The sequence below is a fragment of the Nonomuraea sp. NPDC050478 genome (genome assembly GCF_044458265.1).
Taxonomy (GTDB): domain Bacteria; phylum Actinomycetota; class Actinomycetes; order Streptosporangiales; family Streptosporangiaceae; genus Nonomuraea; species Nonomuraea ferruginea.
The window spans coordinates 1447633-1474452 of sequence record NZ_JBITHT010000001.1 but is presented as its reverse complement, the minus strand read 5'-3'; the positions used below and the strand labels follow the sequence as shown (position 1 = coordinate 1474452).

Below are 26820 nucleotides of genomic sequence, written 5' to 3'. Positions count from 1 at the left end.
GTACACTTCGGCAGGAGGATCGCACGGCTCGTCGTGGGGGGAACCATTTCGAGCCCGGCACGCGGTTCATCCAGCCGCTGAGCGGCACCCCCGGGCGAGCCTGGCTCGCCAGGTGTGCCGCCCGGAGTGGTGTGCGTCACAATGGCAGCAGAGGAGGCAGAGTGAACACCGAAGACGTGCTGGGCAAGGCCCCCCTGTTCGCCGCGCTCGACCGGGAGAGCGCCGCGGCGCTCAGGACGAGCATCACCGAGGTCCAGTTGTCCAAAGGGCAGACGATCTTCCACGAGAACGAGACGGGCGACCGGCTCTACGTCGTGCTCGAAGGCAAGGTCAAGCTCTCCCGCACCTCCCCCGACGGCCGGGAGAACGTCCTCAGCGTGCTCGGCCCGAGCGAGATGTTCGGCGAGCTGTCGCTGTTCGACCCGCGTCCGCGCACGGCCACCGCGACCGCGCTGACCGAGGTGCGCCTGGCCGGGCTGGGCCACGACGACCTGCGCCCCTGGCTGACGGGCCGCCCGGAGGTGGCGCTCCACCTGCTGCGGGCGCTCGCCCAGCGGCTGCGCCGCACCAACGACGTGCTGGCCGACCTGGTGTTCACCGACGTGCCCGGCCGGGTGGCCAAGCAGCTGCTCGACCTGGCCGAGCGGTTCGGCACCAAAACCGACGACGGCATGCGCGTCCACCACGACCTCACCCAGGAGGAGCTGGCCCAGCTCGTCGGCGCCTCCCGCGAGACGGTCAACAAGGCCCTGGCCGACTTCGCGCACCGCGGCTGGCTGCGCATCGAGGCCAAGGCCGTGGTGATCCTCGACCACGACCGGCTCTACAACCGGTCCAGATAGTCGAGCTGGGCCCGCACCGACATCTCGGCCGCGGGCCAGAGCGACCTGTCGACGTCCGCGTACACGATCCGTACGATCTCCCGCGGCGTGCGCGCGCCCTGGCGCCGTGCCTCCTTGATCTGGTCGAGGCGCACCCGCCGGTGCGCGATGTAGCTGTCGAGCGCGCCGATCGGGTCGGGCAGCACGGGGCCGTGGCCGGGCAGCAGGGCCTGCGCCTCCAGGCTCTCCGCCGCCGCCCTGAGCCGGTCCAGGCTGCGCAGATAGTCGGCCAGGCCGCCGTCACCCGCGATGATCGTGGTGCCCCGGCCGAGCACGGTGTCGCCGGTCAGCATGGCCCGGTCCTCCGGCAGCCAGAAGCAGAGCGAGTCCGCCGAGTGGCCGGGCGTGCCGTACACGTGGATCTCCAGCCCGTCCACGACGACCACGTCACCGTCGGCGAGCCCTTCGTCGCCCAGCCGGTGGCGCGGGTCCAGGGCGCGCACCGGCGCTCCGACGAGCCCGGCGAACCGCCTGGCCCCGCCGCTGTGGTCGAAGTGCCCGTGGGTGAGCAGGATCTGGGTCACCCGGCGATCCCCCAGGTGGTCGCGGACCCGGAGCAGGTGCGCCTCGTCGTCGGGCCCCGGATCGACCACGACGACCTCCCGGCCGCCGATCACCCACGTGTTGGTGCCGTCGAGCGTCATGATCGACGGGTTGGGCGCGAGGAGGTTCTCCGCGTGCGCGGTGCGCGACCCGTCGGGCGTGTCGAGCGGGATGTGCAGGCCGCTCATGCCGACTCCAGCCGGAACTCGCCGTCGACCTCCACGACCCTGGGCAGCACGGTGACGATCTCCCGCCGCTCGCCCAGCACCGACTCCACGCCGTCGTGGCGGGCCAGGTCGCTGAGAGTGCGGTACGTGGGAGGCATCAGGAAGATCTCGCCCCGGTCCGCCATGGCGAGGGCCTCGGCCGGGCGGCGCCACTCGACCTGGTCGGCCTCGCCGCCCACGTCGCGGGTGCGCTGGCCCTCGGGCAGCACGGCGACGAAGAAGCGGGTGTCGAAACGCCGCGTCTCGGCCTCGGGCGTGATCCAGTGGGCCCACGGCTTGAGCAGGTCGGAGCGGAGCACCAGGCCGCGCTTGGCGAGGAAGTCGGCGAAGCCGAGGCTCCTGTCGATGAGGGCCAGCCGGTCGGCCTCCCAGTCGTCGCCCCGGGTGTCGGCGACCACGGAGTCGGGGCCGGGCCCGGCGAGCAGCACCCCCGACTCCTCGAACGTCTCGCGTACGGCCGCGCACACCAGGCCCCTGGCCACCGCCTCGTCGGCGCGGAAGGCCCGCGCCCACTCGGCGGGCGACGGCCCCGCCCAGGCCACGGCCTGGTCGGTGTCGCGCGGGTCGACCGACCCGCCGGGGAAGACGTACGCGCCGGCGGCGAAGGCCATGGTCGCCTTGCGCCGCAGCAGGTAGACCTCGATGCCGCCCGCCCGGCCCGCGCGGAAGAGCGCCACGGTGGCGGCGTCCCGCGCGCGGACCGGGGCGACACGCCCGGACAGCACGTCTCTGATGTGTTCGGCGTGTTCCCGAGAGAACCGAAGACCAGCCACGATGACCTCCAACTAGAACATCACTCGGTCATAGTGACATATCCGGCGTTCAGGACACCTCGGCGATGAGCTCCACCTCGACCGGGACGTTCAGCGGCAGCGCCGCCACCCCGACCGCGCTGCGCGCGTGCTTGCCGGCCTCGCCGAACACCTCGCCCAGCAGCTCGCTGGCCCCGTTGGCGACCTGCGGCTGCCCGGTGAAGTCGGGGGCGCTGGCCACGAACACCACGGCCTTGACGATCCGCTTGACCTCGGCCAGGTCACCGACCTCCGCCTTCAGCGCGGCCAGCGCGTTGAGCGCGCAGATCCTGGCCGCCTCCTGGCCGTCCTCGACGGTGACGTCGGCGCCGAGCTTGCCGGTGAACCGCACCTCGCCCTTCACCACCGGGACCTGGCCCGAGGTGTAGACCAGGTTGCCGGTCCGCACGGTCGGCACGTACGCGGCCAGCGGCGCGACCACCTCGGGCAGCTCCAGCCCGAGGTCGGCGATCTTCTGCTCCGGAGTCACTGCTTCTCCCGCTTGAAGTAGGCGACCAGCTGCTCGGGCGTGGCGCCCTGAAGGATCTGGACCAGCTCCCAGCCGTCGGAGCCGAAGTTGTCGAGGATCATCTTGGTGTTGTGGATCAGCACCGGAGCCGTGAGGTACTCCCATTTCTTCATGGCCATCAGCGTAGTGTGAGCAATCTCCGGGGCACTCGTGGGCTTGCGTCAAATGACCGTTCGGTAGCCTCGAATCGTGGACTCTCGGGACACGGATTGGGACGGTGTGCGACTGCACGTCGTCACCGGCAAGGGCGGCACCGGAAAGACGACGGTGGCCGCCGCTCTCGCGCTCGCCCTCGCCTCGGGCGGGCGCAAGGTGCTGCTCGTCGAGGTGGAGGGCAGGCAGGGCATCGCCCAGATCTTCGACCTGCCGCCGCTGCCGTACGAGGAGCGCCGCATCGCGGTGGCCCCCGACGGCGGCGACGTCTGCGCGCTGGCCGTCGACCCCGAGGAGGCCATGCTCGAATACCTGGAGATGTTCTACGGCATGCGCAGGGCGGGCCGGGCGCTGACCAAGATGGGCGTGCTCGACTTCGCCACCACGATCGCCCCCGGCTTCCGCGACGTCCTGGTCACCGGCAAGACCAGCGAGGCGGTGCGCCGGCGCGGCAAGGACGGCAAGCGGGTCTACGACGCGGTGGTCCTCGACGCGCCGCCGACGGGCCGCATCACGCGCTTCCTGAACGTCACGGAGGAGGTCGCGGACCTGGCGAGGGTCGGCCCCATCAAGAACCATTCCGATCTCGTACGAGGCGTCGTGAAAAGCCCGGAAACAGCGGTGCATTTCGTGACTTTGTTGGAAGAAATGCCCGTCCAGGAAACGCTCGACGGCCTCGCCGATCTTCAGGCGGCTGGCCTGCCCCCCGGCGGCGTCTTCATCAACATGGTGCGCGAGCCGCTCCTCCCCCAGCCGGTCCTCGACAAGGCGGTCAAGGGCCGCGTCGACACCGCCGAGCTCGTCGCCGGTCTGGAGGCCGCCGGCCTGGCCACCGGCGGCGACGCCAAGGCCCTGGCCGAGGCGCTCGCCGAGGAGCTCGCCGAGCACGCCCGCCGCACCGAGATCGAACGCGACGAGCGCGAGACCCTCACCGCCGCCGAACGGCCCAGCTACGAGCTGCCGCTGCTGGCCGACGGGGTCGACCTCGCGGGCCTGTACGAGCTGGCCGAGAGCATCCGCACCCAGGGAGCAGCGTGAGAAAGCCCGCCACCCTCGACATCGACGCCATCCTCGACGACAGCGGCACCCGCATCATCGTCTGCTGCGGCTCCGGCGGCGTCGGCAAGACCACCACCGCCGCGGCGCTCGGCCTGCGTGCCGCCGAGCGCGGCAGGTGCGCCGTGGTGCTCACCGTCGACCCCGCCAGGCGCCTGGCCCAGGCGATGGGGCTGAGCGAGCTCGACAACACCCCGCGCCGCATCGTCGAGTGCGAGAGCGGCGGCCAGCTTTTCGCGATGATGCTCGACATGAAGCGCACGTTCGACGAGATCATCGAGGCGCACGCCGACCCGGAGCGGGCCCGCCAGATCCTGTCGAACCCCTTCTACCAGTCGCTGTCGTCGAGCTTCGCCGGCACCCAGGAGTACATGGCCATGGAGAAGCTCGGCCAGCTCCGCCGCTCCGACGAGTGGGACCTGATCATCGTCGACACCCCGCCGTCGCGCTCCGCGCTCGACTTCCTCGACGCGCCCGAGCGGCTCGGGAGGTTTCTCGACGGGCGGTTCATCCGGCTGCTCACCGCCCCGGCCAAGGCCGGCGGGCGCAGCGCCTTCCGCATCTTCAACGCCGGGTTCGGGTTCGTCGCCGGCGCGCTGACCAAACTGCTCGGCGCCCAGGTGATCAAGGACCTGCAGACGTTCGTGTCAGCGCTCGACGCCGTCTTCGGCGGCTTCAGGCAGCGCGCCGAACTCACGTACAAGCTGCTGCAGGCGCCCGGCACGGCCTTCCTCGTGGTCGCCGCGCCGGAGCGCGACGCCATGCGCGAGGCTTCCTACTTCGTCGAGCGGCTGGCCGAGGAGCGCATGCCCCTCGCCGGCCTGGTCGTCAACCGGGTGCACGAGTCACCGGCCGCGACGCTCTCAGGAGTGAGGAGCGCCGCGGCCGCCGAGGACCTGCAATCACGGGGCGAGCACGAGTTGACCGCCGCTGTGCTGCGGCTGCACACCGGGAGGATGCAACTCGCGGCTCGCGAGCACCGGGAGCAGGACCGCTTCGTGACCGCGCACCCGACGGTGCCGGTCGCCCAGGTCGCCGCGATGTCCGAGGACGTACACGACCTGGCCGGCCTGCGCCGCATCGGCGAGCTCATGGCGAAGGCATAAGAGTGCGGCCGGCGACTTCGCCGGCCGCGCCTCGCCTGGACCGATCAGCCGGCGATCAGCTCGTTGGTCCGCTCGTACTCTTCCTTCGCGGACTCGAGCAGCTCACGCCACGAGTCCACGTCGGGTCGCCGCCGTAGCAGCGCACGCCGTTCGCGTTCGGTCATACCGCCCCATACCCCGAACTCGATGCGGTTGTCCAGCGCATCGGCGAGGCATTCGGTACGGACCGGGCATCCTCGGCAGATCAGCTTCGCCCTGTTCTGCGCAGCCCCTTGGACGAACAGCGCGTCCGGGTCCGCACCTCGACAGGCGGCACGGGAGGTCCAATCCGTGATCCACATTTTCGACCCCACTCCCCTTAGGTGGTCAGTCGTCATTTGGGGCCGACGGGCGCGGGCGCCGAGCCTCCGTATTCAGTTGCCGCAGGGAGAACGTACGCAACGAGACCTTCGGACCGACAGACCCCAGAGGACCAAATTCTCGCTGGACTCTTGACCGGGAATGACTAGTCACCCCTACCAGTCAAGGCGAAATGGTGTGGTGTTACCGTTAGCCTCACGCTTTCGACGTAGGCTTGGGACCGTGCAAGCTCAGGGCAAAGATCGTTTCGCGCCGATCCTGAACGTCATCAAACTGACGACGGCCGGCGTGGCCGCGGGCGTGCTCGCAGCCGCCGTCGCGCTGCCCGCCGTGGGCGGCGCGGGCGTCTCCGCCAAGTCGGCCGTGGGAGCGCTCGACCTCAAGCCCGAGGAGCTCGAAGAGCCACCGCTCTCCGAACGCACCAAGCTGGTCGACGCGAACGGCAAGCAGATCGCGCAGTTCTACTTCGAGAACCGCCAGTCGGTCAGCCTCGACAAGGTCGCCCCGATCATGCAGAAAGCCCTGATCGCGATCGAGGACTTCCGCTTCTACAAGCACGGGCCCATCGACATCGAGGGCACCGCCCGCGCTCTGATCAAAAACCTTACCACCGGCGGCGTCACGCAGGGCGGTTCTTCCATCACTCAGCAGTACGTCAAGCAAGTGCTGGTCAACGCCGCCGAGACCGACGAGGAGAGGGCCGCCGCCACCGCCACGACCGTCTCACGCAAGCTCAACGAGCTGCGCTACGCCATGGCGATCGAGCAGAAGTACACCAAGAACGAGATCCTCGAGCGCTACCTCAACATCGCCTACTTCGGCGCGGGCGCCCACGGCATCCAGGCCGCCGCCCGGCGCTTCTTCGACAAGCCCGCCTCCGAGCTCAGCCTCGCCGAGTCCGCCACCCTCGCCGGCGCGGTGCAGAACCCCGCCCGCACCGACCCCAACGTCGGCCCCAAGTCCAGGGCCCTGCTGCTGGAGCGGCGCAACGTCGTGCTCGACCGCATGGCCGAGGTCGGCGCGATCACCCGCCCGGAGGCCGACGAGGCCAAGAAGAAGAAGCTGGGCTGGAAGGACGTCGAGATGCCCGGCGGCTGCGAGGAGAGCTCATACCCGTACTTCTGCCTCTACGTGCAGAACGAGATCCTCCTCAACAAGGACTTCGGCAAGACCGCCGAGGAGCGGCTCAAGCTCCTCCAGCGCGGCGGCCTGACGATCAAGACCACGATCGACCCGAAGATGCAGAAGGCCGCCGAGAAGGCCATCAAGAAGTACGTGAGCCCCAAGGACAAGCCGGTGGCCGCCCAGGCGATGGTCGTGCCGGGCACCGGCGAGATCAAGGCCATGGCCGCCTCGCGCAAGTTCGGCAACTCCAAGAAGAAGAACGAGATGTCCTACAACCTGGTCGCCGACGCCGCGCACGGCGGCGGCCGGGGCTTCCAGCAGGGCTCCACCGCCAAGGTCTACACGCTGACCGCGGCGCTGGCGGAGGGCATGAAGTTCGCCGACGGCTTCCCCGCCCCCAACGGCTACCGCGCCACCGGCTACAGCTCGTTCAAGGACTGCAAAGGCAACGGCGTCGGCGACCCCTCCCACACCGTCAACAACTCCAGCGAGGGCGGCGGCGGCTTCAAGACGCTGGAGAGCGGCACCTGGGGCTCGGTCAACACGTTCTTCATGAAGCTGCAGCAGTCCGTCGGCCTCTGCGACACCGTCAAGACGGCCAAGAAGATGGGGCTCAAGCGGGCCGACGGCGGGAAGCTGGGCGAGTTCGAGACCTTCACTCTCGGCATCAACGAGGTCGACCCGGTGACGGTCGCCAACACCTACGCGACCCTCGGCGCCCGCGGCAAATACTGCGCCCCGCTGGCCATCACCGAGGTCAAGGACCGCGACGGCAAGGTCACCCGGTTCAAGCCCAAGTGCGAGCAGGTCCTGGACGAGAAGGTCGCCGACGCGGTCAGCGCCATCCTGTCCGGCGTGTTCACCAAGGGCACGATGAGCGGGGTCGGCGGCATCGGCCGCGACGCCGCCGGCAAGACCGGCACCACCGACAACTACACCGCCGCCTGGTTCGCCGGCTACACGCCCAACCTCTCGTCGGCCGTCAGCATCGGCGACCCGCGCGGCGCCTTCAGCCACAACCTGATCGGCGTGACCATCGGCGGCCGCTACTACTCGTACGTGTACGGCGCCTCGATCTCCGGCCCCATCTGGAAGGAATCGATGATCTCCGCCCTCAAGGGCGTGGAGCCGGCCAAGTTCCACTCGGCCGACCGGTCCCGCTTCGGCGGCTGCAGCGACAAGTGCGCGCCCAAGCCGAAGAAGAAGGAGCGCGACGACCGCGGCGACCGCGACTTCGACGACCTGCGCGACCTGTTCGACCGCGACAACGACCGCGGCGACCGGGGACGCGGCGGCGACAACAACCGCGGCTGGGGCGACTGGAACGAGACCGGCCTGGTGCCGGCCGACTGACTGACGGACGGGCCCGCTCCACCGGAGGCCCGTCCAGCCACGACGTCAGCCCGCCAGCCTGGCGCGCACGGCGGCGGCCACCCGGCCACCCTCCGCCCGCCCGGCGACCTTCGGGTTGACCGCCTTCATGACCTGACCCATCGCCTGCGGGCCCGAGGCGCCCGTCTCGGACACGGCCTCGTCGACCAGCCTGCCCAGCTCCTCGTCGGACAACTGGGCGGGCAGATACTCCTCCAGCACCGCTTCCTCGTCGCGCTCCGCCTGGGCCTGCTCGGCGCGGCCCGCGTTGCCGAACGCCTCCGCCGCCTCCCGGCGCTTCTTGGCCTCCCGGGTCAGCACCTTGATGATCTCCGCGTCGGTGAGCTCTCTCGCCGCCTTGCCGGAGACCTCCTCGACGTTCACCGCCGCCAGGGCCATCCGGATGGTCCGCAGCCGGAGCTCGTCCCGGTTCTTCATCGAGGCCGTCAGGTCGGCCTTCAGCTTGTCTTTCAGTCCGCTCATGCGGTCCATCTTGCCGCGTGCGCGGACGGCCCGTGCCGGATGTCGGGCATCATGAAGAGGTGAGGAAAGCAGTCGCAGTGCCGCTGTCAGTGCTCGGGCTCGGCGTGGCCGGCGTGGCCTACGCGTCGATCGTGGAGCGCAACTCGTTCCGGTTGCGCCGGTTCGACGTGCCGGTCCTGGCGCGGGGCCAGCGCCCCGTACGGATCCTGCACCTGTCCGACCTGCACCTGACGCCCCGGCGCACCATGCTGATCAACTGGGTGCGCTCCCTCGGCGCGCTGGAGCCCGACCTGGTGGTCAACACCGGCGACTCGATCGCCCACCCCGACGCCGTCCCGTCGCTCCTGCACGCCCTGGAGCCCTTGCTGCGCCGCCCCGGCCTGTTCGTGTACGGCTCCAACGACCTGTACGCTCCGCAGCCCAAGAACCCCCTGCGCTACCTCTGGCGCACCTCGCGCAACGAACGCCGCCAGCACACCCCGTCGCTCCCCTGGGAGGAGCTGGGCGCCGGCATGGCCACCGAGGGCTGGCTCGACATGAACAACACCACCGCCCGCGTCAAGGTCGGCGACCTCGACGTGGCGGTGGCCGGCATCCACGACTCCCACATCTCCCGCGACCGCTACGACCTCGTGGCCGGCCCCGCCCCCGCCGACGCCGACCTCCGCCTCGGCGTCATGCACTCACCCGAGCCGCGCAACATGACCCGCTTCGCCGACGACGGCTACCAGCTCCTCCTCGCCGGCCACACCCACGGCGGCCAGCTCTGCATCCCGTTCTATGGCGCCCTGGTCACCAACTGCGGCATCGACAGGAAGCGCGTCAAGGGCCTCAGCCGCCACGACTCCTCCTGGCTCCACGTGTCCGCCGGCCTCGGCACCAGCCCGTACGCCCCGGCCCGCTTCGCCTGTTTCCCGGAGGCGTCCCTGCTCACCCTCGTGCCCCGGCGCTGAGGCGGGGCCGAGTGGTCACAAGCACCCGCGAAGTCGGCTAGACTTTCCACGCACATGCAAGACGGTGTGCACCGGGGTGTAGCGCAGCTTGGCAGCGCGCTTCGTTCGGGACGAAGAGGTCGTGGGTTCAAATCCCGCCACCCCGACAGTATTGCCGCAGGTAGAAGGCCGCTTCCGAAGATCGGAAGCGGCCTCTCTTGTTCTCTGAGTGACTAACTGCGTGACTACGCTTCTACGGCGTCCGTAGCTTGCGTCTCGGACTGGTGCTTCAGAACGTAATCGATCATGCGCTGCATGGTCTCCACGTTCTCGTACAGGAGCCCTAGCGCCCTGTTGCACTGCTGGCACAAGGCCCGTTGACCGAACTAACTCATGTGTTCTTGCAGGTCAACGCGTTTCTCCGCTAGCTTCTCGGGATGCTTCAAGGTGATGTCCCCGAGCGGGACTTGGCGACGTTCGTCCTGCCCGAGTTGGGCCGGCTACAAAAGACCGGCGATCAGTGGGCGCCGTACCAGATAGTCGACCAGGGTGGCATTGTCGTCGGCCCCGTCCGGGCCTTCTTCGCCGAGCTGCAGGCAGAGGGCAAATCCGCCTCCACGGTCCGGTCAGACGGCATGGACCTGCTGCGTTGGTGGCGGTTCCTGTGGGCGCTCGACATCGAGTGGAACCGGGCTACTCGTGCGGATGCACGAGACTTCACCCGGTGGATGCAGATCGCGAACAAGCCGCAGCGCCTGCACTGGAGACACCGGAACGCCGGCTACTCCGAGAAGACGGCGCCGAAGCCGCGGATGACAAGGAAGAAGATCCCCGGTACGCCGAACGCCATCACGGGCGAGGCCTCGCCCGGCCCGCAGTACGCCGCGAGGACTCGGGCACACTGCGAAACCGTGCTGCGCACGTTCTACGACTTCCACCTGGACGAGGGCACCGGGCCAATCATCAACCCGTTTCCGCTTGACCGTTCCCGTCGCAGCAGCCGCGCGAACGCCCACCACAAGCCTGACCAGCCCTTTAAGTCAGAACGGGCAGGCCGCTACCGGCCGGTCATCCCGAAGCGTGCACCCCTGGCCGGTCACTCCGACATCAACACCACGATGGGCTACAACGCCATCTACCCGACAGACGCCATCGAAGCGCACCGCGCATTCATCGCCCGTCGACGATCGCTTCGTCCCAGCGAGGAATATCGGACCCCGACGAACGAGGAGTGGGACGCCTTCCTCGCCCACTTCGAGAAGCGCAAGCTCTCTCTGGGAACCTGCGCTCGGGCCTTCGGAAGGTCGTGCATCCACGAGCACGCTTGTGTCAGATGCTCGCTTCTCCGACCTGACCCGGCCCAACGGGCACGGCTTGCCGAGATCCGCGACAACTTGATCGCCCGAATCACCGAAGCTGAACAGGAGGGATGGCTCGGTGAGATCGAAGGACTCCAAGTCAGCCTCGCCAGCGCAGAGGAGAAGCTCGCCCAGCTCGATGCAGAGCAAGTCCGTCAACGCCAAGTGGTTGATCTCGGCATGCCCCGCTTCAGCCAGATCGCGACACGAATCAGTACGGCAAGAGGACCTTCAAGTTAGCCGAGCTCATCCACGCGGATGATCTACACCACCCCGACCCAGGCCACGGGCCACGCTCTACGGGCGGCGGGCCAGCAAATGGGTGTCGAGGAAGCCCCGCTCGGACGCTGGGTCGTGGAGCAACCGAGCAACCGTGACGAGTCCGGCCCCGGTCAGCAACTCGGCAAACTGCTCCGCCGGCCAGCTATAGGCGGGCGCCACCTTGTGGTCGAAGCGGACCGGCTCCGGTCCCTCGGTCCCGAAGAAGGACACCAGGAGCAGGCCCCCTGGCGTCAGGACACGCACCTGTTCGGCGAGCAGCGCGGGCAATTCTCCAGGTGGGGTATGGATCATCGAGTAGTGGGCCAGCACTCCGCCGAGCGCGCCGTCCTCGATCGGCAGGGCCTCCATTCGCGCTTCGTCGAACCGCAGCGTCGGATGGGCCCGCCGGGCGTGGGCGACCATAGCCGGGGAGAGGTCGAGCCCGAAGGAGTCCAGCCCCAAGTCGTGCAGCATAGCTGTCAGATGCCCGGGTCCGCACCCGACGTCGGCTGCACGCAGGTTCCCCGTGCCACGCACGAGCTCGGCGAAGGTGCCGATCATGTTCCGCGCGAACGGCTGCGTCTCCAACCGATTAGCAAACATCGACGCGTACAGCTCGACGACCCCGTCGTAGGCCGCCCTGGTCTCGTCCTGGTGTTTTAACACGGGAAGGAAACTAACACCCGCGCCATTCGCACCCGTTCTCCGGCCCCACACCGGACCTCCCCTTCAGGACTGATCGTCCCGTCACCTGATCACAGGGCACACTCTCGTTGGTTCAGAGAAGCTTGCGTCCGATGTTCGCTCCTCCGGCCTGAACCGTCCCAGCGTGACCGCCCGATCGAGATCCGCGAGAACCTGTTTGATCGGATCGCCGAAGCTCAGCGTGAAGGCTGGCTCGGCGAGGTCGAGGGCTTGGAGATCAGCCTGGCGGGCGCCGAGGAGAAGCTGACTCAGCTCGATGCCGCACTCAAGCCTTCTGTGATCCACCTGGGCCTGCCCACCTTCAACCAGATCGCCGGGCGGTCCAGCACCCTCTGACCGCCCCTCTCTCAGAACCCGGCAGACGGACGACCCCGGTGCATCATGTCTGGTGTGTCCCGATACTGTAGGCGCCTCTTACCTGTTACGAGTTCGACTGAGTGACAGACTGCGTGACAATCACCGTGGTCGGTCACGAACGTTGACGGACGGTCCCGTACTCTCACCGCAGGCCACAGGGCTGGCGTGACGCATATGAATAGGTGTTCGAATTGCTTCGGGACGAAGAGGTCGTGGGTTCAAATCCCGCCACCCCGACAGAGTTTGACCAGATGAAGGGCTTGATCCGCTAAGCGGGTCGGGCCCTTCTCCTGTTTCTGGGAGAAAATTGGGAGACGATCTGCCTGGCGGTGCCATCACGCCAGCGGGCGAGCTCGGCGTCCAGGGCCGGGATGAGCGAGGTCGGCCAGATCTTGTACCGTTCGCTGACCGCGTTCTCCCACAGGGCTTGTTCGACGTCGACCAGCTGCTCGCGCATCCCTTCGGTGGGGTGCCCGTACCGGCCGGACATGGAGCTGTCGGTGTGCCCCATCCGCTCCACCTTCAACGCCCGTTTGATGCCGGCGTCGTCCATCCAGGTCTGCTGGCCGTGGCGGGCCCAGTGCGCGGTGAAGTCGGGCAGCAGCGGCGGCCAGCTGACCAGGTGCGGCCGTTCCTCTTCCGGCCAGCTCGCCCAGTCGGGGCGGCCGCGGCCGCGCGGCGGCACGAACTCCTCGTCCTTGACGGCCATCGGCCACGGCACGCGCACCGGCCGGCCGGGCCAGGCGTAGGCGCCTTCGACGACGCGCGGCCGGCCGCGCTCAGGTGTGGGCCCGTACACGGCGATGTCGGCGAGCACCGGCCGGGCCGGGCGCTCCCAGTTGCGGTCCTTGCGCCCCGGGTAGACGCCGTCGGCGGCCGGGCGCAGGACGCGCGAGCTGAGCGTGCCGCGCTGCAGGTGCGCCCCCGCGGGGGTGAGGAACAGGTAGCGGCGTTGGCGGTGGTCGCACCACTCGACGAGTTCTTCCCCGTCGACGGGACGCGGCTGGCGCTCCCCGCCGAACCCCTGGAACGCTCGTTTGTGGCGGGTGTTCGTTGTGATCTTGCCCGCCTGGTGGCGGGCCTGTCCCTGAGGAGGGGCGCATGCATCCGATCCCGAAGATTCCGTTCACGGCGCGGTACCCGCTGCTGCTGCGCGGCGGTATCGCGCTGGTCCTGATGGGTGTGACGAGGCTGGCGGTCGCGCTCGGCTGGTTCCCGCCGGAGTGGGAGCTGTCGGAGCGCGGCGTGGAGCAGCTGCTGGATGGCCTGTATCTGGCGTGGGCGTGGGTGACGTCGCAGCGGCGGGTGACTCCGGTCGCTGATCCGCGTGACGACCGCGGCCGGCCGCTGGTGGCGGTGCCGGGCCGCGTCGAGCCGTAGGTTCGACGCGGCCGCCGGAACCCGGTTGGCGAGGCTCACGAGAAACGCCCCGTCCTCCCCTGCGCGGGGAGGGCGGGGCGTTTTCGCGTGCCCGGGTTCAGGTGTGGCGGGTGACCGGGTAGCGGACTTCGCACCGGCTCGCGTCGCGGCGGGTGGCGTTGGCCTCCACTACGCGGCCTTCGGCCGGGCCGGCGGTGGCGATCGTGGTGCGGGTGACGCATAGCACCGGCACGCCGGGGGCGAGGTTGAGCAGCCGCGCCTCGTCGGCGGTCGCAGGCCGCGCCGTGATCACGCCTTGCCAGTCGAGCCGTCCCCAGCCCAGGTCGTGTTCCATCCGGTCGTAGATGCCGCCTGGCCCGGTGTCGGGGTCGGCCAGCACCGTGCCGGCGGCCAGGTCGGCGGGCAGGTAGGAGGCGGCCAGCTGGACGACGCGTCCGGTGCCGGGCTCCCCCATCACGCGGTCGCGGATGACGACGGGGTCGCCGGGTTGCAGGCCGAGCAGTGCGGCGATGTCTGGTGGGCACGGCCCTTCGTCGACGGTGGGCGGCCGTAGCGGGCGCAGGTCTTGCACGGACTCGCTGAAGTAGTAGCCGAGATCGTCGCGACGCGCCGTGGTGTCGAGGGCGAGGGTGACACGGTCGGGCTGTTCGCGGACGAAGGTGCCTCCTCGGCGGACCGGCGTCACCAGGCCCTCGACGGTGAGCTGGGCGACGGCGCGGCGGATCGTGGTCCGGCTGCAACCGAACTGCTCGGACAGCTCGTCCTCTTTGGGGATTCTCGTGCCGGGCGGGTAGGTTGCGTCGCCGATCGCCTCGCGAAGGGTCTGCGCGACTTGTTGCCAGCGCGCCATGGTTCCTCCTCTCCTAGGCCGCCATTACATCACTACCTATTGATGGTTGGGCAATCCCGGAGGACACTCCGAATAGGTAGTTATCTATTCGAGGAGGGTTCGTGTTAGAGAACTTCGAACGGGGACGCGTCAACGCGTTCTTCCGCCGGGTGGCCGACGCGATGCCGCGCGGCGACCGGCCGGCCGCGCTCGTCATCACCCATCTGCTCGCTGGGCGCGGCACGTTCCTCGACGGCGTGGCGCGGGTCTGCGACGTGGCGGCCGTGCTGCCGAAGCCGCGCAGCATCAACGACGACTGCCGCCGCGAGATCGGCGCCGCCCTCCAGGTCGACGAACTCGACCGTGCCGCCTTCGCCGACCCGGAGCGGGCGCTGGCGTACATGGAGAGCCGGGCCGCAGGCCGCGACCTGGTGCTGTGTGACGTCGGCGGCTACTTCGCGCCTGCGCTGGAGCACCTGCACACGCACTTCTCCGGCCGGCTGCTGGGCGTCGTCGAGGACACCGAGAACGGGCATCAGCGCTACGCCGGGCTCGGCAAGACGTCGGTGCCGGTGTTCAGCGTCGCCCGCTCCCCGCTGAAGGACCCGGAGGACTACCTGGTCGGCCAGTCGGTCGTGTTCTCCACCGAGGCGCTGGTGCGCTCGCGCGACGACATCCTGTACGGGCGGCCGGCCTGCGTCATCGGCTACGGCAAGATCGGCCGGTCGGTGGCGGCGATGCTGCATGCCCGGCATGTCGCCGTCACCGTCTACGACGTCGACCATGTGCGGCGCGTCCAGGCGCTGTCGCAGGGCTACCGCACCGCCGCCAGCCTGGCCGAGGCGCTCGCCGACGCCGGGGTGGTGGTGTGCGCCACCGGCAACCTCGCCTTGAAGGAGGACGACTTCGCCCGCATCCCCAACGGCGCCTACATCGCGTCGGTGACCAGCTCCGACGACGAGCTGGAGCTGGCCTCGCTGGTCGGCTTGTACGCGCGCACCCCGGTGGGGCCGCACGTCACCCGCTACAGCAGGACCGGCCACTACTTCTACGTGTGCGCCGACGGCAACGCTGTCAACTTCTTGCACGGCGCGTCGGTCGGCAGCTTCATCCTGCTCGTGCAGGCGGAGATCATCGCTGGGCTGGCGCTCCTCGCCTGCGGGGAGCAGGACCCGGGCATGCGGGAGGTTCCAGCCGAAGTCCGGCAGTCGATTGCGGCGACCTGGCTCAACGTCTTCCATGGAGTGTCATGACCATCACCAACGAGGAGCTCCGCGCCGTCCTGGCCCGCTACCTCGACACTCATCCTGACCGGGCGCCCAGCGTCGCCCAGCTGACGCATGCGCTCGGCCCGGACACCGTTCTCGCCTCGCGATCCACCTTCCCGCTGCACGTCACGGCCAGCGCGGCGGCCATCGACTCGGCCGGGCGGGTGCTGATGATCCACCATCGGGCGTTGCAGCGGTGGCTGCTGCCGGGCGGCCACGCCGAACCAGGGGACGTCACCTTGTACGGGACGGCGCTGCGCGAGCTGGAGGAGGAGACCGGCATCCCGTGGCAGCACGCCGTCTCCCCGCCGTCGCAGGACGTCGTCCCGGTCGACGTGGACGTCCACGAGATCCCCGCCAACCCGGGTAAAGGCGAGCCGGCGCACTGGCACGCCGACTTCCGGTACGCCTTCTGGGCTAAGGACACCCCGATCACGATCCAGGACGAGGAGGTGACGGCGTACGCGTGGCGGCCGGTGTCCGACCTGCCCACGCCTCGGCTGGTCGAACGAGTCGGCGCGATCTAGCCGGCAGAAATGCGGAGGCCCCCGCCTGGGCCATCAACAGGCGGGTCCCCACACTCACCTCACGGGAACAGCACTATTCAACCAGGGATGACAGCGGCACGAAAGATTGTTCGAGTCGGGCGTGCCGGGCGGGAACAGCGGGCCCGACCTATGGTTCCGCGTGTGCCCGCGTATCCCCGCAGGTACGGTGACAGGTATGAGCGCTCAGCCGGAGCACAGGCACGACCAGCACGCCCAGCACGACCCGCAGGAGATCCTGGCCGCGCTGCCGCCGCACTGGCGCCGGCAGTTCCAGCAGGAGTACGAGGACGCGGTGCAGGCAGCACTGCGCCCGGAGTCGTATCGGCTGCTGCAGGAGATGCTGCACCGATGGTGGCTGAAATCGATCGCGCTCGCCGATCCCGGATTCGACGAGGCGGCGCGGCGGGCCGGCGACGGAACGGCCGAGACGACGCCGATCGGCGACGTCGTCCCGGACTGGGAGCAGCGGGTTGGACGGGCGCGGGCCCGCCGGTGAGCTTCCAGGTCAGCTTGGCCGGCTCGGCGCTGGTCAAGATGAAAGGGCTGCCGGAAGACGCGCTCGACGCGCTGGTGGCGCGCACAGCCGACCTGGTCGACGAGCCGTGGGACGCGGCGGCGACCTTCCGCGGCCGGACGGACTTCCGGGAGACGACGTTCGGCGACCGGGGCCTGCTGTTCTTCGTCGTCGACGAAGCCGGGCAGCGGATCACGATCTACGACTTGGTGTGGGCGGGCTGAGCGTCACGCGCTGTCGGCGGGCTCGTCCCACATGCAGAGCCCGTAGACGAGCTGGTAACGGTCTACGGGCAGGATGATGTCGGCTGTCTCGACGGGCCGGGTCTCGGCGTAGTGGGTGCGCTCGATCCGCAGGACGATGTCGCCGGCGGCGATGTCGAGCGCCCGCGCTTCTTCGACCGTCGCGGCCCGGGCGGAGACGACTTCGGGGGCGTGGGTGACGTGCACGCCGATCTGCCGCATCCGCTCGGCGACGCCTCTGCCGCCGTACGGGCCGTCCTCGGGCAGGGCGATCACGGTGTCGCGGGTCAGCGTCAGCGGCTCCCACGACGTTTCGAGGTAGACGGGTTCGCCGGCGGCTTTGCGGGTGTACGTGGTCTTCATCAGGTCGGGGCGTTCCCCGTCAGGGAGCGGGCCCAGGCCGAGACGGTCACGCACCGCGGCGGGCCCGTCGACCGTTGTGGAGCGGTAGCCGATGGAGCCGATGGCGTCGCCGCCGCTGTCGAAGCTCGGCATGGCGCGGCCGAGGTTGGCGTGCCAGGAGCGGACGAGGCTGCGGATCGGCGGCCGGGCGCGGACGTAGGTGCCGGACCCGGGTTTGGAGATGACGAGGCCTTCGGTGACCAGGACGCGCACCACCCACTGCGCGGTGCCGGAGGTGATGCCGTGCTCGCGGACCAGGTCGGGGATGGACGGCAGCTGGTCGCCTTCCCTCAGCTCCGCCCCCGCCCGGCCTGCCTCCGATCCCGTGGTGGGGGATCCCGGTGGGCCTCGGCGTCGGCCTCCTGCAGATTGACGTGGTCATGTTCTTCCCGTGGCTGCTGTTCGTCATCGTGCGGCCTCGGCCGCGGCATCAAAGCCGGGGATGGGTTCGGGGCCGGCGCCGAGGGCGGGTTCCGGGCCGGCGTCGGCGGGCGGCCGGGCCGCCGGAGCTGGAAGCGCGGGAGGGGTCTGCGGCTCCTGGCCGGCGGACTGTGTGACTTCGACCGGATGAGGAGAGCCCCCGCCCGGCCCGGAAAGTTCCGGGCGAGGGCTCTCTCGCGTCGTCGGAGGGCGGCGTCGCCGCCGCCGTTGTGTGCGTGGTCGGGGAGGGCGGAAGCGCCTGTGACCGCCTGAGCCGGTGTGCGGCCGTCCGCGTCATCTTCCTGGGACGGGAGCGACCCAGGCCGTCCTTCGACAACTTCACAGCCAACGTAGGTCCTGAGAGCCGCTATTACCGCCACGTCAGCGAAGAGACCACATGGCGGTGGTTGTCTTAGCAGGTCTTTCGGTACGGAACCTCCGGGATGTGGACCTTCCAGTCCGCTTCGGACAGAGGGCCGACCTGAGCGCACAGCGCTGTTTTGATCTTGTTGGGTGCGATGATGTGGGTGCGGAGACGACTCTCGCTGTCGAGGGCGAGGATGGCCGATCCATCCGGGGCGAAGGCCAGCGACTGCAACGAACTGCCCGGAAGCCACAACTGTTTGCTGAAGCCGGCGAGGGGAAGCCCCAGGGGCCGATTCGCGGTGACGTCCCATAGGCGGATCTGGTCGCTCGCGTCTGCCACGGCCAGTAGGCGCCCGTCGGGAGAGAAAGCCGCCGGGTCGCCGCCGACGCTCGCCCTGCCCACCTGCTGAAGCGACCTGGAGTCCCGGAGCGTGAGCTTGTCGTGGGCATGGTGGTCTGCGAGAAGTCCCTTCGCACTTAGCGCCACGGCGACTGCCATGCCGGAGTTGGGCGGGACCAGCCGCTTGCCGGTGGAGGTGTCGACGACGCCTTGGTCCGGGGCGGAGATGACGGTCCGGCCGTCGCGGCTGAACAGAATCTGATGGCTCTCGGTGTAAATGCCAAAAGGATCGACCTGCGGGGGCTGTCCGGTGACTGCGGCTCGCCGGTTTCCCGAGGCGATGTCCCACAGTTCCAGCAGGGATGCGCTCCGGCTGGCTTTGGTGAGCACGGCCAGCGTCTTGCCGTCGGGCGAGAATGCGATGTTGGAGTTGTGCCGGGTCGACAGGGTGGTCATTCTGGTCGTTGAAGCCACGTCCCAGATCTGCAACTTCCCGTCGCCTTGGCATACGGCCAGCAGGCGGCCGTCTTCGGACAGCCGGCATGCGTACAGTGCCAGCCCGTCGGGCCGACCGCTGATGTGGAGCGTGTTGCGGCGCACCATTCTGGTGGGATCCCAGATCTCCACGCGGCCGAAGCTGCCGAGGGTGTTGACAGCCAGGGTCGAACCGCCGTCACTGAGCACCGCGCCCCCGCGGAACGTGACCGGATCGAGGATCGCGCCAAGGGAGATCACCGTGATGCTGGCGCCCCTGGCGTCTTCAATGCAGCGCAGGGTGCGGTCGCCGGGTCCGAAGGCGTAGTCAAAGCAGTCGGTGTTGGCGTATTCGAAAACGGGTCGGTCATCGTAGCTGCCGTAGCCTCCCCACGCGGGAAGGAGGTCGTTGGTGTCCCAGATAACGCCGTCGTAAGAGACGTACCTGCTACTGGCGCTGAAGACGATGTTTTCAAATATAGGATTTGAAACGGTTTTGCGGATCGTCCACCACTTCACCTCGGACGTAGCGAGCCGGGTGAAGGGGACGACTCCCAACCGGTTGCCCTGGACAAGAGCGAGGAGCTTACCGTCGGGGCTGAGAGCGATCCGGCTGATATGTTTCTCACCGGTGACCACCCTCAAGGTACGCGCCTTGCGGCCGCTGCGCAGGTCCCAGAAGTCCAGCGACATCTTGCGCGCGTTGATCAGATACTTCTCATCCGGAGTGATTGCGGCCGATCCAAGAGAGTACGGGATGCTCATCAGGCGCTTGCCGGATGATGTGTCCCACACGCTGGAGGTGTCGGCGTCGGGCTCGTAGAGCAGCAACCGTTCACCTTTGGCGTCCAGGTTGTAAAACACCGTACGAGAGCGGAAGGTCACCGGCCGGGGCCGCCCGGTCGCAGTGTCAAGCAAGACGATGGTGCGGTCCCGCCGGAGCAATGCCAGGACTTTGCCGTCGCCACTAAGCCGGGGGAAGACCAAGATTCGCGTGTCGTCCAAGGGCTCGCCGGGAAAGGTGAACGAACGGATTACTGTACGGGCGTCGACATCGGCGATCTTCACCTGGTTGCCGCGGACGTAGACGCGAAGGCGGCCGGTGGCGTCGCTGTCCGTACGCCAGCTCCCGTCAACCCCGAAGGGACGGTAGACGTCCTGCTCGACCTGACTGTGCAACGTCAGCAGCGCATTGTGGGCCTCGTAACTACCGGGCGCCAGGCTCACCGCGGCGACAGCGAGCCGTTTGGCGGTGAGCGGATCAGTAAGGCGCATCGTGGTGGCCAGCCCCGCCACGCGGGCACCGACGGCCTCGTCGCGCTGGTGACTGATTTTCTGGTTCTTTTCCGCCAGGGTTCGTCCTTGGGCGATCGCCGTGACGGCCGTACCGGTGGCGACGACGAGCAGGACCGTCAGGACCGCACTGAGCAATGTGCGGTTGCGGCTTCTGCGCCGGGCGGCACGTATCGAGTGGTCGAGGAAAGCACGTTCGACGAGATTGAGTGTGAGGTGCTCGTGCCCGGCCAAGGCATAGGTGACGGTCGTATCCAGTGCGGTGCCCTGCAGCAGATCGCCGCGCTTACGACCATGCTGGTGCCAGCGGCGCGCGGCGTCGGCGAGGGCCTGGCGGGCGTGGAGGATCTCACGGTCGTTCTCCACCCACCCGCGCAGGCGGGGCCAGGCGGACAACAGCGCCTCGTGGGTGATCTCCACGGTGTCCTGGGTCTGGATGATCAGGCGGCCTTGGGTGAAGGCGTCCACGACCGCGGCGACCGAGCCGGTGCCGCAACCGGGGCCGAGGAGATCGGCGCGGGGTACACGGCGCCGGACATCGTCTGTCCCCTCGCCAATGGCGACCAGGCGCAGGAACAGGGCTCGAGCCGTTTGCCGATCTGCCTCACTCAGGCCGGTGAAGATGCGCTCGGCGGTGGTGGCCACTGCTTGCTGGATGCCGCCGGTGACGCGATAGCTCTCCACGGTCAGGGTGTGGCCGTGTCGCTGCTGCCAGGTGGTGCGCAGCGCGTGGGCCAGCAGCGGCAGACGCCCGACATCGTACGCCTCGCCCGTGGTGGCCCCCAGGTCGCGGAGCAGAAGTTCGACCAGCCCCGGCTCGATGTCCAACCCCACGTCCTGGGCCGGGTACTGGATCGCTTCGCGCAACTCGTCCTGCGACATCGGCCCGACGAACACCTGGCCGTCCTGCAATGCCGCGCGTAGCAGGGGGTAGTCGGCGCAGTGGGTGTAGAAGTCCGAGCGCAGACCGCATACGACCAGCGCCACCGACGAGGTTCCCCCGAGGCCCGGGCTGGCCAACTGGGTGAGCACCTCGATGAAGCGATGGCGCTCCGGCTCGTCGACGCACTGGGTGAACAGTTCCTCGAGCTGATCGATGACCACGATCATGCGCGGCCCGCCAACGTCCGGATCGGCGTCCCGGGTCGGAAGCCGCTCGTGCAGCATCCGGGCGCACTGCTGGACCCCGGCCGCGATCGCGTCACTGGCCTGCCCCGGCTCGATGCCGGGCAGTTTCTCCAGGTTCTCCGTCAAGGAAGCCATCGGCTGGGCGGTGGGCGTGAACAGCAGGCGCGGCCAGTGCCGCGATCCGGGGAGGGCGCCGTCCTCCAGCGCGGGCAGCAGGCCGGCGCGCAGTAGGGAGGACTTCCCGGCGCCGGAGGGGGCCACCACCATCAGCGGGCCGCCGGAGCGGGCGCGCTCGTCCAGGCGCGCGGTCAGCTCAGCCAGCAGCCGGTCCCGGCCGAAGAACCAGCGGGCCTGCTCGGGTCCGAAGGCGGCCAATCCGGGGTAGGGGCAGTGCTCCGCCGTCTCGCCTGGGCGGGCGCGTCGCCGCTGCCGGACGCCGTCTTGGTAGTAGAAGTGCTGGTCCCGGCCTGCCTGATAAACCGCGCCGGCACCGGATGCCTCGCCATGGAGTTGGGGGCCGGCGTGCTGTGGCTCTGGTGGTTGCTCGGAGGGCCGACTCACTTCTCGTGGATGTGCTGATCGCGGCCTGCCTGGAACACCTGCCCGTGCCCGTAGGCGGTGGCCGTCATGGTGATGTCGCGGATGCGGGACTGCTCGGGTGCGGGCAGCAACGGGGCCAACTCCTGGTCCAGGATTCGCCGGAGCTCATCGCCCAGCAGCGGGTCGGCGGCCAGTAGCCGCCGCAGCTTGCGCTGCCAGTCGCCGACCAGTTCCTGTTCGGCCTGCCGGTCGCCCGATTGGTGGGCGACTACCGCCTCCGCGCGGGTCTCCTCCAGCTCAGCTTCGATCGCCAGTGCCCGCTCGGGATGCACCCGTCGCCACAGCGCGGCCACCGCCGTGCGGGCCTGCTGCCACCCTTCGGTCGTCATCGCGGTCACCACTGCGGTCGCCGCGGCTAAAACCAGCGGATCCATCCCCGCCCTCCTCAACGCGAGAACCGGCTGCTGAAAGCCAGCGTAGCTACAGTTCCGGGACTCTGTAGGCGGAAAGCGCAACACGTGCATGTCGAAATTGATGCCCTTGCTGTGCCGGGAGTGTGAGTCTCCTGTTTAGTAACTACAGCCTGACTAGCCAGCGTTTCCAGGACAAGCGGTCCGCTGAGTGCAGCTCGCGGAGATCTTCGGCACATTCGGTCAGCAGGTTTTCCCTGCGTTCCGCGTAATTCGCCGCGCCTAGAGCAACGATAGGCGCCCTGACCTGCGGAGACGCTCCCGAAGGGCCTGATAAGGCGTTTCTCTAGGCATAGAGAAACGCCCAGGTCGGAGAGGTGGCGATGTATACCACGGCTCCAGCAAGGTAGCTAATCGCGACTGGCCAAAACAGGATCAGTATGGGCAAGGTGACGAGTCTTGTGCCGGGCAGGCATCGCCCCTCTATCGTGACTCCAGCTTGATCGGCCAGGCACGGCCCACCGTCCCGATGGCGGTCGGATCCATAACCTGCTCTGGCCTGCGAGAAGGTCAAGCCCTAGGCGGATAAATCTCTACCCGATCCTTCTGGTCACTCCACCCGCTACCTCTCCAGCCGTCGGCTTTCGCGGCGAATTTCATGCGGGAACATAAGAAAAGCGCTTATGACCTGGGATGATAGGAATCATCCGTACATGCCGAAATCACAAAATTGAGGCTGGGCTCGTACGATGAGCGCCGGGAAGACCTTGGTCCTGTGGGACATCGACCACACTCTGATCCATCGGCGGCCTCAGCCACAACATCTACGCCGAAGCCTTCCAAGCCGCGACGGGCCGGGCCATGCGGCAGCTCGCCGACATGACCGGCCGCACCGAACGCGCGATCACGGCGGACACCCTGCGCCTGCACCACATCGAGGTTTCGGCTGAGCTGCTGCACTCGTTCGGCCTCGCCCTCGCCGAGTCCTTCCTGACCTTCGAGGAGGAGATCAGGAAACGCGGCCAAGCCCAAGCGCCGGGCGACGAACTGTCCCTCCAGATGATCGACCGCACCGTCGAGCGTGGACACCAGCCGGAGACCGGGCAGGTGTTCGGTCATGGTCTCGATGGACGGGCCCCCGCGTACATCCCATGTGCCCCAGCCCTTCGCTGAAGAGCAGATCGCCGGGTTGCAGGGCGTTTAGCGGAACGCGCCGGTCGGCGCCCCAGCTCCATTGAGACCATGCGGTGCGGGGCTGCCGGAGGCCTGGCCGGTATAGACCATGCCCTTGCTGTTGGGGTCACCGGTGCGGAAGGCGCCGAGCCGCCGCAGGAGCTTGGTCTGCGCGTCGACCATCTTCTCTACCTTGGCCTTCTCCCCGCGCACCTTGTCGTGGGCTGTCTCGGTCTCTGCCGCGCCGCGCGTCAGGCGCAGCAAAACATACTATTCCACATAGTGAATGATTCGGCATTGTCGCTATGAGATACGCGTGGCCCGCCCGGAGCGTTCAGTGCGGCGGACAACGGGTGACGCCGTGAAGATCGTGCCCGCTCAGCAGGGCCGCCGTACCCGTGGTGGTCAGGCCGGACCCGTCACTCAGCAGGGCCGCGCACGCCTTGAACAGCCCGGCCGGACCGTGCCCCACGACCTCGGCCGGCACGGCGAAGGCCGGCGCGGCCAGCACGACGGACGCGACCACCGAGGCGGCCGCCGCCTGTCACAGCGCGATCGCCGCCCAGGCAGTGGCCCTGCGTCCTAACCGGGGGAGGTACACGGCGGCGGCGATCGTGTAGATCACCGGACGAGAGAGGCGATCAGGCCCGGCCACCCCGGTTCGGGAACACCTGCAAGGCCGCCTCAAGCGCTGCGGCTTCCTCCGGAGTGAGCCGTTCCAGGAAGTGGACGAGCGTCGCCGCCTGGTTGTCACTGCCCGCCAGCGCCTTGCGCATCAGGTCGGCGGTGTAAGCCTCTTTGGACGCGATCGGCTCGTAGACGTAGGCGCGGCCGACGGGCTGCCGCTTGAGCAGGCCCTTCTTGTGCAAGTTGTCCATCACGGTCATCACCGTGGTGTAGGCGATCGTCCGCTCCTGGCGAAGGCCCTCCAGCACCTCACGCACCGAGGCCGGCCTGCGCCGGGCCCACATCCAATCCATGATCGTGGATTCGAGCTCGCCCAGGCCGCGCAACATGCCGTAATACTACTGGTGATCGTCGTCACACCGTTTCTTGAACGGTTCCTTCGGCGCGTTCACCGCGACTGCTCCGGCCCGTCACAGGTGAGCCGGGGCTCCGCGTCGTACACGGTGTGGAACTTCTGCTTGCGTACGACCTTCCCGTCCTCCTTGAAGATCCGCCACACGTCGATGGTGAACCCCTCCGCGCCTCCCATCGGGATGCAGTCGGGCCCCGAGTCGGTCAGGCTGGGGACCGGCTTGACGTCGTAGCGTGCCGAGCTCTCGGACTCGATCTCGTAGCGCTTGGTGCTCCAGAACTGCACGGTGATGGAGGTGTCGGTGTACGAGGTCTTGATCAGCACGCCGTACGGCGAGTCGTTGCGCCAGCGGAAATCCGGCTGGGGATAGGAGACCGTGGACTCCCGCCCGGCCGGGTAACGGGAGATGTAGTACTGGTGCGGCCTGTGCTGGACGTCTTCGAAGCCGCCGAAGAAGACCGCGTTGAACATGGTGGTGGCGAACTGCGAGATGCCTCCGCCCACGTCGTTGACGAAGCGGTTGTTGAGGATCATCGGGGCCTCGACGAAGCCGCGCGCCTTGTCGCGCTTGCCGACCACGCCGTTGAGCGAGAACGTCTCGCCCGGCCGCACCACATAACCGTCGAGGATGTCGGCGATGCGGTGGATGTTGGTCACGCGAGGAGCGCAGCACGGGTGGTGCGTGGTGTACGAGCTGACCTTCTCCTTGACGCCCAGCTTCTTCGCCTCGGCGGTCGTCACCCGCGGCTGTCGTGCCACGGCGGGCAGCTCGACGGTGCGCTCTCCCGCTGCCACGGCCTCGGCGATCGCCGGGCCGATCGCCTTGGTGTCGACGCCCCGCCCCGGCCGGGAGGGGACGACCTGCGGCTTGCCCTTGACGATTTTGAAGGAGGCGTCCTTCGGAGGCGTCGCCAGCAGCGCCTTGCCCAGGGCCGGAGCGATCTCGGAAGCCTTGAAGGACGGACGCAGACCACCCTGCCCGTCCGAGACGAAACGCAGGCCCGCGGCCAACTGCTCTCTGGACACGCCGGCTTCCTTGCCGCCGCTGGTAAGCGTGAGCGGCGACGCGACCGCCGTGCGCGCGGTGGTCGTGGTGACACGACGGACCTCGGCGGCGGTGACCTTGGGCGGCGTCGCGCGGACGTCCAGCTCCACTGACGTACGGCCGTGCTCGAAGGCCTCCCGTACGGCTCGCGCCGCCTGGTCGAGGTCGAGCGCGCGGCCGGGCTTGGGCAGGACAGCTCGCGGCTCCAGCCCTCGGTAGCGGACACTGCCTTCCCTGGGCTTCTGGTGCACGCTCTCGGCCAGCTCCCCGAGCGCGGCGGTGAGCCGCCCCTGATCCACCGTGACCTTGGGAGGAATTTCGCGACTGCCGAAGAGCGAACGGGCGACGCCTACCGGGGTGACGGCGCCGTCCATGGCGACCTCGACCGTCGCCCCGGTGTCGAAGCCGAACCCGAGCTCGGCGGGTGTCACCTTTTCCCGCTTCTTCCCGGCGATCAGCGTCAACGGCTCCTCCACCCGCTTCCTCAGCTCCTCGTCCAGCCGGGAGCGGGCGGCCTCGGGTGACATTCCGCCGACGTCGACCCCGTCCACCCGCGTACCGGGTGGAACCTCGCCGGCGAGCAGAACGGCCGGCACGGCGTAGGCCAGTATCGCGACGAGGACGGCGACGGCCGGGATGAGCACGCCGGGCGAGCGCAGGCGGCTCCGGCCCTGGCGCGGGTGATGATCGCTCATGTGCCCGCCGGTCGGAAGGCGACGTCGCCACCCTTGTTCCGCGACTCGTGGACAGTGCCGTCTTCGACGGCGGCGAGCAGCCGGTTGCCGCCAACGGCGGCGAACGCGACGGCCCGCCCCGCGCCGCCGGCCTGCCGGGTGCGCCCGCCGTCACGGCTGGTCTGAACGCGTCTCTCGGCGTCCACACCCACCGGCGGAGTCCAGCTCTCGCCGTCGCCGGGACTCGACCGTACCCGGCCGGTCCGGCTCTCGTGGGCGTACAGCTTGTCGCCCGCGGTTGCGGCACGAAGCCGTGGATCGCGCATGACTCACCCTACTAGCCGATATAGTAATCCAGCCCACGCAAGCGACTCTGACTGCCGCCTGCATTGCGGGCTTTACTGGACCATACCTGCACCAATGGACCGATATGTGCGGCAGTAGTGGCGCAGGCCCCAGTACGGCGGGCTGGTGACGATGCAGTCCACCGAGCCTGC

Annotated in this window: 31 protein-coding genes and 1 tRNA gene; 14 read left to right on the top strand and 18 right to left on the bottom strand. The window is 68.8% G+C overall.

Going from position 1 to position 26820, the window contains the following annotated elements; translation table 11 throughout:
* The first annotated feature begins 161 nt into the window (after nucleotides 1-161).
* On the top strand, nucleotides 162-842 hold the full coding sequence (locus tag ACIBF7_RS07080) for a Crp/Fnr family transcriptional regulator (protein ID WP_148036286.1): 681 nt from the start codon (nucleotides 162-164) through the stop codon (nucleotides 840-842).
* Here the strand turns inward: ACIBF7_RS07080 and ACIBF7_RS07075 are convergent.
* The 4 genes from ACIBF7_RS07075 to ACIBF7_RS07060 are packed head-to-tail and all read right to left on the bottom strand — an operon-like array spanning nucleotide 824 to nucleotide 3084.
* Entirely contained in the window at nucleotides 824-1612 is a 789-nt protein-coding gene (locus ACIBF7_RS07075; RefSeq protein WP_271276103.1) for an MBL fold metallo-hydrolase, read from the bottom strand. The genes ACIBF7_RS07080 and ACIBF7_RS07075 overlap by 19 nt on opposite strands.
* Nucleotides 1609-2424: an NUDIX hydrolase gene (locus ACIBF7_RS07070; RefSeq protein WP_397196641.1), complete on the bottom strand. Its 816-nt coding sequence runs from the start codon at nucleotides 2422-2424 to the stop codon at nucleotides 1609-1611. The genes ACIBF7_RS07075 and ACIBF7_RS07070 overlap by 4 nt, the downstream gene beginning before the upstream one ends.
* Nucleotides 2425-2473: 49 nt before the next feature.
* Nucleotides 2474-2932 carry a RidA family protein gene (locus tag ACIBF7_RS07065; protein WP_148036284.1) on the bottom strand — a complete coding sequence of 153 codons (459 nt, stop codon included), beginning with the start codon at nucleotides 2930-2932 and terminating at the stop codon, nucleotides 2474-2476.
* Nucleotides 2929-3084, bottom strand: a complete 156-nt coding sequence (locus ACIBF7_RS07060) for a hypothetical protein (RefSeq protein WP_090945153.1) — start codon at nucleotides 3082-3084, stop codon at nucleotides 2929-2931. Before ACIBF7_RS07060 ends, ACIBF7_RS07065 begins: the two co-directional genes overlap by 4 nt.
* 76 nt (nucleotides 3085-3160) lie before the next feature.
* Between ACIBF7_RS07060 and ACIBF7_RS07055 the strand changes: the two genes are divergently transcribed.
* Together ACIBF7_RS07055 and ACIBF7_RS07050 are read left to right on the top strand one after the other, a co-directional pair.
* Nucleotides 3161-4162, top strand: a complete 1002-nt coding sequence (locus ACIBF7_RS07055) for an ArsA-related P-loop ATPase (RefSeq protein ID WP_397196640.1) — start codon at nucleotides 3161-3163, stop codon at nucleotides 4160-4162.
* Nucleotides 4159-5286 (top strand): ArsA family ATPase, encoded by a 1128-nt coding sequence (locus tag ACIBF7_RS07050; protein ID WP_219544801.1) that lies wholly within the window; start codon nucleotides 4159-4161, stop codon nucleotides 5284-5286. Before ACIBF7_RS07055 ends, ACIBF7_RS07050 begins: the two co-directional genes overlap by 4 nt.
* 44 nt (nucleotides 5287-5330) lie before the next feature.
* Here ACIBF7_RS07050 and ACIBF7_RS07045 read toward each other — a convergent pair whose 3' ends face one another.
* Nucleotides 5331-5627, bottom strand: a complete 297-nt coding sequence (locus tag ACIBF7_RS07045) for a WhiB family transcriptional regulator (protein WP_148036282.1) — start codon at nucleotides 5625-5627, stop codon at nucleotides 5331-5333.
* Nucleotides 5628-5868: 241 nt separating this feature from the next.
* Between ACIBF7_RS07045 and ACIBF7_RS07040 the strand changes: the two genes are divergently transcribed.
* Nucleotides 5869-8124, top strand: coding sequence for a transglycosylase domain-containing protein (locus ACIBF7_RS07040; protein ID WP_271276101.1), 2256 nt, complete (start codon nucleotides 5869-5871; stop codon nucleotides 8122-8124).
* 45 nt (nucleotides 8125-8169) lie between these two features.
* Here the strand turns inward: ACIBF7_RS07040 and ACIBF7_RS07035 are convergent, their stop codons facing one another.
* On the bottom strand, nucleotides 8170-8625 hold the full coding sequence (locus tag ACIBF7_RS07035) for a GatB/YqeY domain-containing protein (protein WP_148036280.1): 456 nt from the start codon (nucleotides 8623-8625) through the stop codon (nucleotides 8170-8172).
* A 59-nt stretch (nucleotides 8626-8684) separates the two neighbouring features.
* On the opposite strand from ACIBF7_RS07035, the gene ACIBF7_RS07030 reads away from it, so the two are divergent.
* Together ACIBF7_RS07030 and ACIBF7_RS07025 are read left to right on the top strand one after the other, a co-directional pair.
* Nucleotides 8685-9578: a metallophosphoesterase gene (locus ACIBF7_RS07030; protein WP_148036279.1), complete on the top strand. Its 894-nt coding sequence runs from the start codon at nucleotides 8685-8687 to the stop codon at nucleotides 9576-9578.
* A gap of 72 nt (nucleotides 9579-9650) precedes the next feature.
* A tRNA-Pro gene (locus tag ACIBF7_RS07025) sits at nucleotides 9651-9724 on the top strand.
* 78 nt (nucleotides 9725-9802) lie between these two features.
* Here ACIBF7_RS07025 and ACIBF7_RS07020 read toward each other — a convergent pair.
* Nucleotides 9803-9928 carry a hypothetical protein gene (locus tag ACIBF7_RS07020; protein ID WP_197093450.1) on the bottom strand — a complete coding sequence of 42 codons (126 nt, stop codon included), beginning with the start codon at nucleotides 9926-9928 and terminating at the stop codon, nucleotides 9803-9805.
* Between the two features lie 66 nt (nucleotides 9929-9994).
* Here ACIBF7_RS07020 and ACIBF7_RS07015 point away from each other — a divergent pair, with 66 nt between their 5' ends.
* Nucleotides 9995-11155 (top strand): hypothetical protein, encoded by a 1161-nt coding sequence (locus ACIBF7_RS07015; RefSeq protein WP_397196639.1) that lies wholly within the window; start codon nucleotides 9995-9997, stop codon nucleotides 11153-11155.
* Between the two features lie 57 nt (nucleotides 11156-11212).
* Here ACIBF7_RS07015 and ACIBF7_RS07010 read toward each other — a convergent pair whose 3' ends face one another.
* Nucleotides 11213-11842, bottom strand: coding sequence for a class I SAM-dependent methyltransferase (locus tag ACIBF7_RS07010; RefSeq protein WP_185110958.1), 630 nt, complete (start codon nucleotides 11840-11842; stop codon nucleotides 11213-11215).
* A 249-nt stretch (nucleotides 11843-12091) separates the two neighbouring features.
* Here ACIBF7_RS07010 and ACIBF7_RS07005 point away from each other — a divergent pair, with 249 nt between their 5' ends.
* Entirely contained in the window at nucleotides 12092-12217 is a 126-nt protein-coding gene (locus ACIBF7_RS07005; RefSeq protein ID WP_269433553.1) for a hypothetical protein, read from the top strand.
* 289 nt (nucleotides 12218-12506) lie between these two features.
* On the opposite strand, the gene ACIBF7_RS07000 is transcribed toward ACIBF7_RS07005, so the two are convergent.
* Nucleotides 12507-13055, bottom strand: coding sequence for a hypothetical protein (locus ACIBF7_RS07000; protein ID WP_397196638.1), 549 nt, complete (start codon nucleotides 13053-13055; stop codon nucleotides 12507-12509).
* 284 nt (nucleotides 13056-13339) lie between these two features.
* Between ACIBF7_RS07000 and ACIBF7_RS06995 the strand changes: the two genes are divergently transcribed.
* Nucleotides 13340-13618 carry a hypothetical protein gene (locus ACIBF7_RS06995; RefSeq protein ID WP_397196637.1) on the top strand — a complete coding sequence of 93 codons (279 nt, stop codon included), beginning with the start codon at nucleotides 13340-13342 and terminating at the stop codon, nucleotides 13616-13618.
* A gap of 97 nt (nucleotides 13619-13715) precedes the next feature.
* On the opposite strand, the gene ACIBF7_RS06990 is transcribed toward ACIBF7_RS06995, so the two are convergent.
* Nucleotides 13716-14468 (bottom strand): GntR family transcriptional regulator, encoded by a 753-nt coding sequence (locus tag ACIBF7_RS06990; RefSeq protein ID WP_397196636.1) that lies wholly within the window; start codon nucleotides 14466-14468, stop codon nucleotides 13716-13718.
* A 101-nt stretch (nucleotides 14469-14569) separates the two neighbouring features.
* On the opposite strand from ACIBF7_RS06990, the gene ACIBF7_RS06985 reads away from it, so the two are divergent.
* The 4 genes from ACIBF7_RS06985 to ACIBF7_RS06970 all read left to right on the top strand — a co-directional run bounded on the left by ACIBF7_RS06985 (nucleotide 14570) and on the right by ACIBF7_RS06970 (nucleotide 17001).
* On the top strand, nucleotides 14570-15700 hold the full coding sequence (locus ACIBF7_RS06985; protein WP_397196635.1) for an adenosylhomocysteinase: 1131 nt from the start codon (nucleotides 14570-14572) through the stop codon (nucleotides 15698-15700).
* Complete coding sequence (locus ACIBF7_RS06980; RefSeq protein WP_397196634.1) at nucleotides 15697-16242, top strand: NUDIX hydrolase; 546 nt, start codon at nucleotides 15697-15699, stop codon at nucleotides 16240-16242. The genes ACIBF7_RS06985 and ACIBF7_RS06980 overlap by 4 nt, the downstream gene beginning before the upstream one ends.
* Before the next feature lie 196 nt (nucleotides 16243-16438).
* Entirely contained in the window at nucleotides 16439-16759 is a 321-nt protein-coding gene (locus tag ACIBF7_RS06975; protein WP_397196633.1) for a DUF6247 family protein, read from the top strand.
* Complete coding sequence (locus ACIBF7_RS06970; RefSeq protein WP_397196632.1) at nucleotides 16756-17001, top strand: hypothetical protein; 246 nt, start codon at nucleotides 16756-16758, stop codon at nucleotides 16999-17001. The genes ACIBF7_RS06975 and ACIBF7_RS06970 overlap by 4 nt, the downstream gene beginning before the upstream one ends.
* Before the next feature lie 3 nt (nucleotides 17002-17004).
* On the opposite strand, the gene ACIBF7_RS06965 is transcribed toward ACIBF7_RS06970, so the two are convergent.
* The 3 genes from ACIBF7_RS06965 to ACIBF7_RS06955 form a co-directional block, all read right to left on the bottom strand.
* The gene (locus ACIBF7_RS06965; RefSeq protein ID WP_397196709.1) at nucleotides 17005-17715 is read right to left on the bottom strand and encodes a GntR family transcriptional regulator; all 711 of its coding nucleotides are present in this window, start codon (nucleotides 17713-17715) and stop codon (nucleotides 17005-17007) included.
* Between the two features lie 538 nt (nucleotides 17716-18253).
* Nucleotides 18254-21817 carry an NACHT and WD repeat domain-containing protein gene (locus ACIBF7_RS06960; RefSeq protein WP_397196631.1) on the bottom strand — a complete coding sequence of 1188 codons (3564 nt, stop codon included), beginning with the start codon at nucleotides 21815-21817 and terminating at the stop codon, nucleotides 18254-18256.
* A 182-nt stretch (nucleotides 21818-21999) separates the two neighbouring features.
* The gene (locus tag ACIBF7_RS06955) at nucleotides 22000-22416 is read right to left on the bottom strand and encodes a hypothetical protein (RefSeq protein WP_397196630.1); all 417 of its coding nucleotides are present in this window, start codon (nucleotides 22414-22416) and stop codon (nucleotides 22000-22002) included.
* Between the two features lie 837 nt (nucleotides 22417-23253).
* Here ACIBF7_RS06955 and ACIBF7_RS06950 point away from each other — a divergent pair.
* Nucleotides 23254-23565: a hypothetical protein gene (locus ACIBF7_RS06950; protein WP_397196629.1), complete on the top strand. Its 312-nt coding sequence runs from the start codon at nucleotides 23254-23256 to the stop codon at nucleotides 23563-23565.
* 27 nt (nucleotides 23566-23592) lie between these two features.
* On the opposite strand, the gene ACIBF7_RS06945 is transcribed toward ACIBF7_RS06950, so the two are convergent.
* The 5 genes from ACIBF7_RS06945 to ACIBF7_RS06925 all read right to left on the bottom strand — a co-directional run bounded on the left by ACIBF7_RS06945 (nucleotide 23593) and on the right by ACIBF7_RS06925 (nucleotide 26649).
* The gene (locus tag ACIBF7_RS06945; protein WP_397196628.1) at nucleotides 23593-23829 is read right to left on the bottom strand and encodes a hypothetical protein; all 237 of its coding nucleotides are present in this window, start codon (nucleotides 23827-23829) and stop codon (nucleotides 23593-23595) included.
* A gap of 70 nt (nucleotides 23830-23899) precedes the next feature.
* A complete protein-coding gene (locus ACIBF7_RS06940; protein WP_397196627.1) occupies nucleotides 23900-24091 on the bottom strand; it encodes a hypothetical protein in 192 nt (63 codons plus the stop codon).
* Nucleotides 24092-24206: 115 nt separating this feature from the next.
* Nucleotides 24207-24581 carry a BlaI/MecI/CopY family transcriptional regulator gene (locus ACIBF7_RS06935; protein WP_271276094.1) on the bottom strand — a complete coding sequence of 125 codons (375 nt, stop codon included), beginning with the start codon at nucleotides 24579-24581 and terminating at the stop codon, nucleotides 24207-24209.
* 59 nt (nucleotides 24582-24640) lie between these two features.
* Nucleotides 24641-26344: a VanW family protein gene (locus ACIBF7_RS06930; RefSeq protein WP_397196626.1), complete on the bottom strand. Its 1704-nt coding sequence runs from the start codon at nucleotides 26342-26344 to the stop codon at nucleotides 24641-24643.
* A complete protein-coding gene (locus ACIBF7_RS06925; RefSeq protein ID WP_397196625.1) occupies nucleotides 26341-26649 on the bottom strand; it encodes a hypothetical protein in 309 nt (102 codons plus the stop codon). Before ACIBF7_RS06925 ends, ACIBF7_RS06930 begins: the two co-directional genes overlap by 4 nt.
* Nucleotides 26650-26820 lie beyond the last annotated feature (171 nt).

Excerpts from the sequence above, each read along its gene's own strand:
- ACIBF7_RS06930 (WP_397196626.1), bottom strand. The coding sequence starts at position 26,344 with ATGAGCGATCATCACCCGCGCCAGGGCCGGAGCCGCCTGCGCTCGCCC.
- ACIBF7_RS06990 (WP_397196636.1), bottom strand. The coding sequence starts at position 14,468 with ATGGCGCGCTGGCAACAAGTCGCGCAGACCCTTCGCGAGGCGATCGGC.
- ACIBF7_RS06925 (WP_397196625.1), bottom strand. The coding sequence starts at position 26,649 with ATGCGCGATCCACGGCTTCGTGCCGCAACCGCGGGCGACAAGCTGTAC.
- ACIBF7_RS07035 (WP_148036280.1), bottom strand. The coding sequence starts at position 8,625 with ATGAGCGGACTGAAAGACAAGCTGAAGGCCGACCTGACGGCCTCGATG.
- ACIBF7_RS07060 (WP_090945153.1), bottom strand. The coding sequence starts at position 3,084 with ATGAAGAAATGGGAGTACCTCACGGCTCCGGTGCTGATCCACAACACC.
- ACIBF7_RS06950 (WP_397196629.1), top strand. The coding sequence starts at position 23,254 with ATGCGGCAGCTCGCCGACATGACCGGCCGCACCGAACGCGCGATCACG.
- ACIBF7_RS06955 (WP_397196630.1), bottom strand. The coding sequence starts at position 22,416 with ATGGATCCGCTGGTTTTAGCCGCGGCGACCGCAGTGGTGACCGCGATG.
- ACIBF7_RS06995 (WP_397196637.1), top strand. The coding sequence starts at position 13,340 with ATGCATCCGATCCCGAAGATTCCGTTCACGGCGCGGTACCCGCTGCTG.
- ACIBF7_RS06980 (WP_397196634.1), top strand. The coding sequence starts at position 15,697 with ATGACCATCACCAACGAGGAGCTCCGCGCCGTCCTGGCCCGCTACCTC.
- ACIBF7_RS06935 (WP_271276094.1), bottom strand. The coding sequence starts at position 24,581 with ATGTTGCGCGGCCTGGGCGAGCTCGAATCCACGATCATGGATTGGATG.
- ACIBF7_RS07075 (WP_271276103.1), bottom strand. The coding sequence starts at position 1,612 with ATGAGCGGCCTGCACATCCCGCTCGACACGCCCGACGGGTCGCGCACC.
- ACIBF7_RS07015 (WP_397196639.1), top strand. The coding sequence starts at position 9,995 with ATGCTTCAAGGTGATGTCCCCGAGCGGGACTTGGCGACGTTCGTCCTG.
- ACIBF7_RS07045 (WP_148036282.1), bottom strand. The coding sequence starts at position 5,627 with ATGTGGATCACGGATTGGACCTCCCGTGCCGCCTGTCGAGGTGCGGAC.
- ACIBF7_RS06975 (WP_397196633.1), top strand. The coding sequence starts at position 16,439 with ATGAGCGCTCAGCCGGAGCACAGGCACGACCAGCACGCCCAGCACGAC.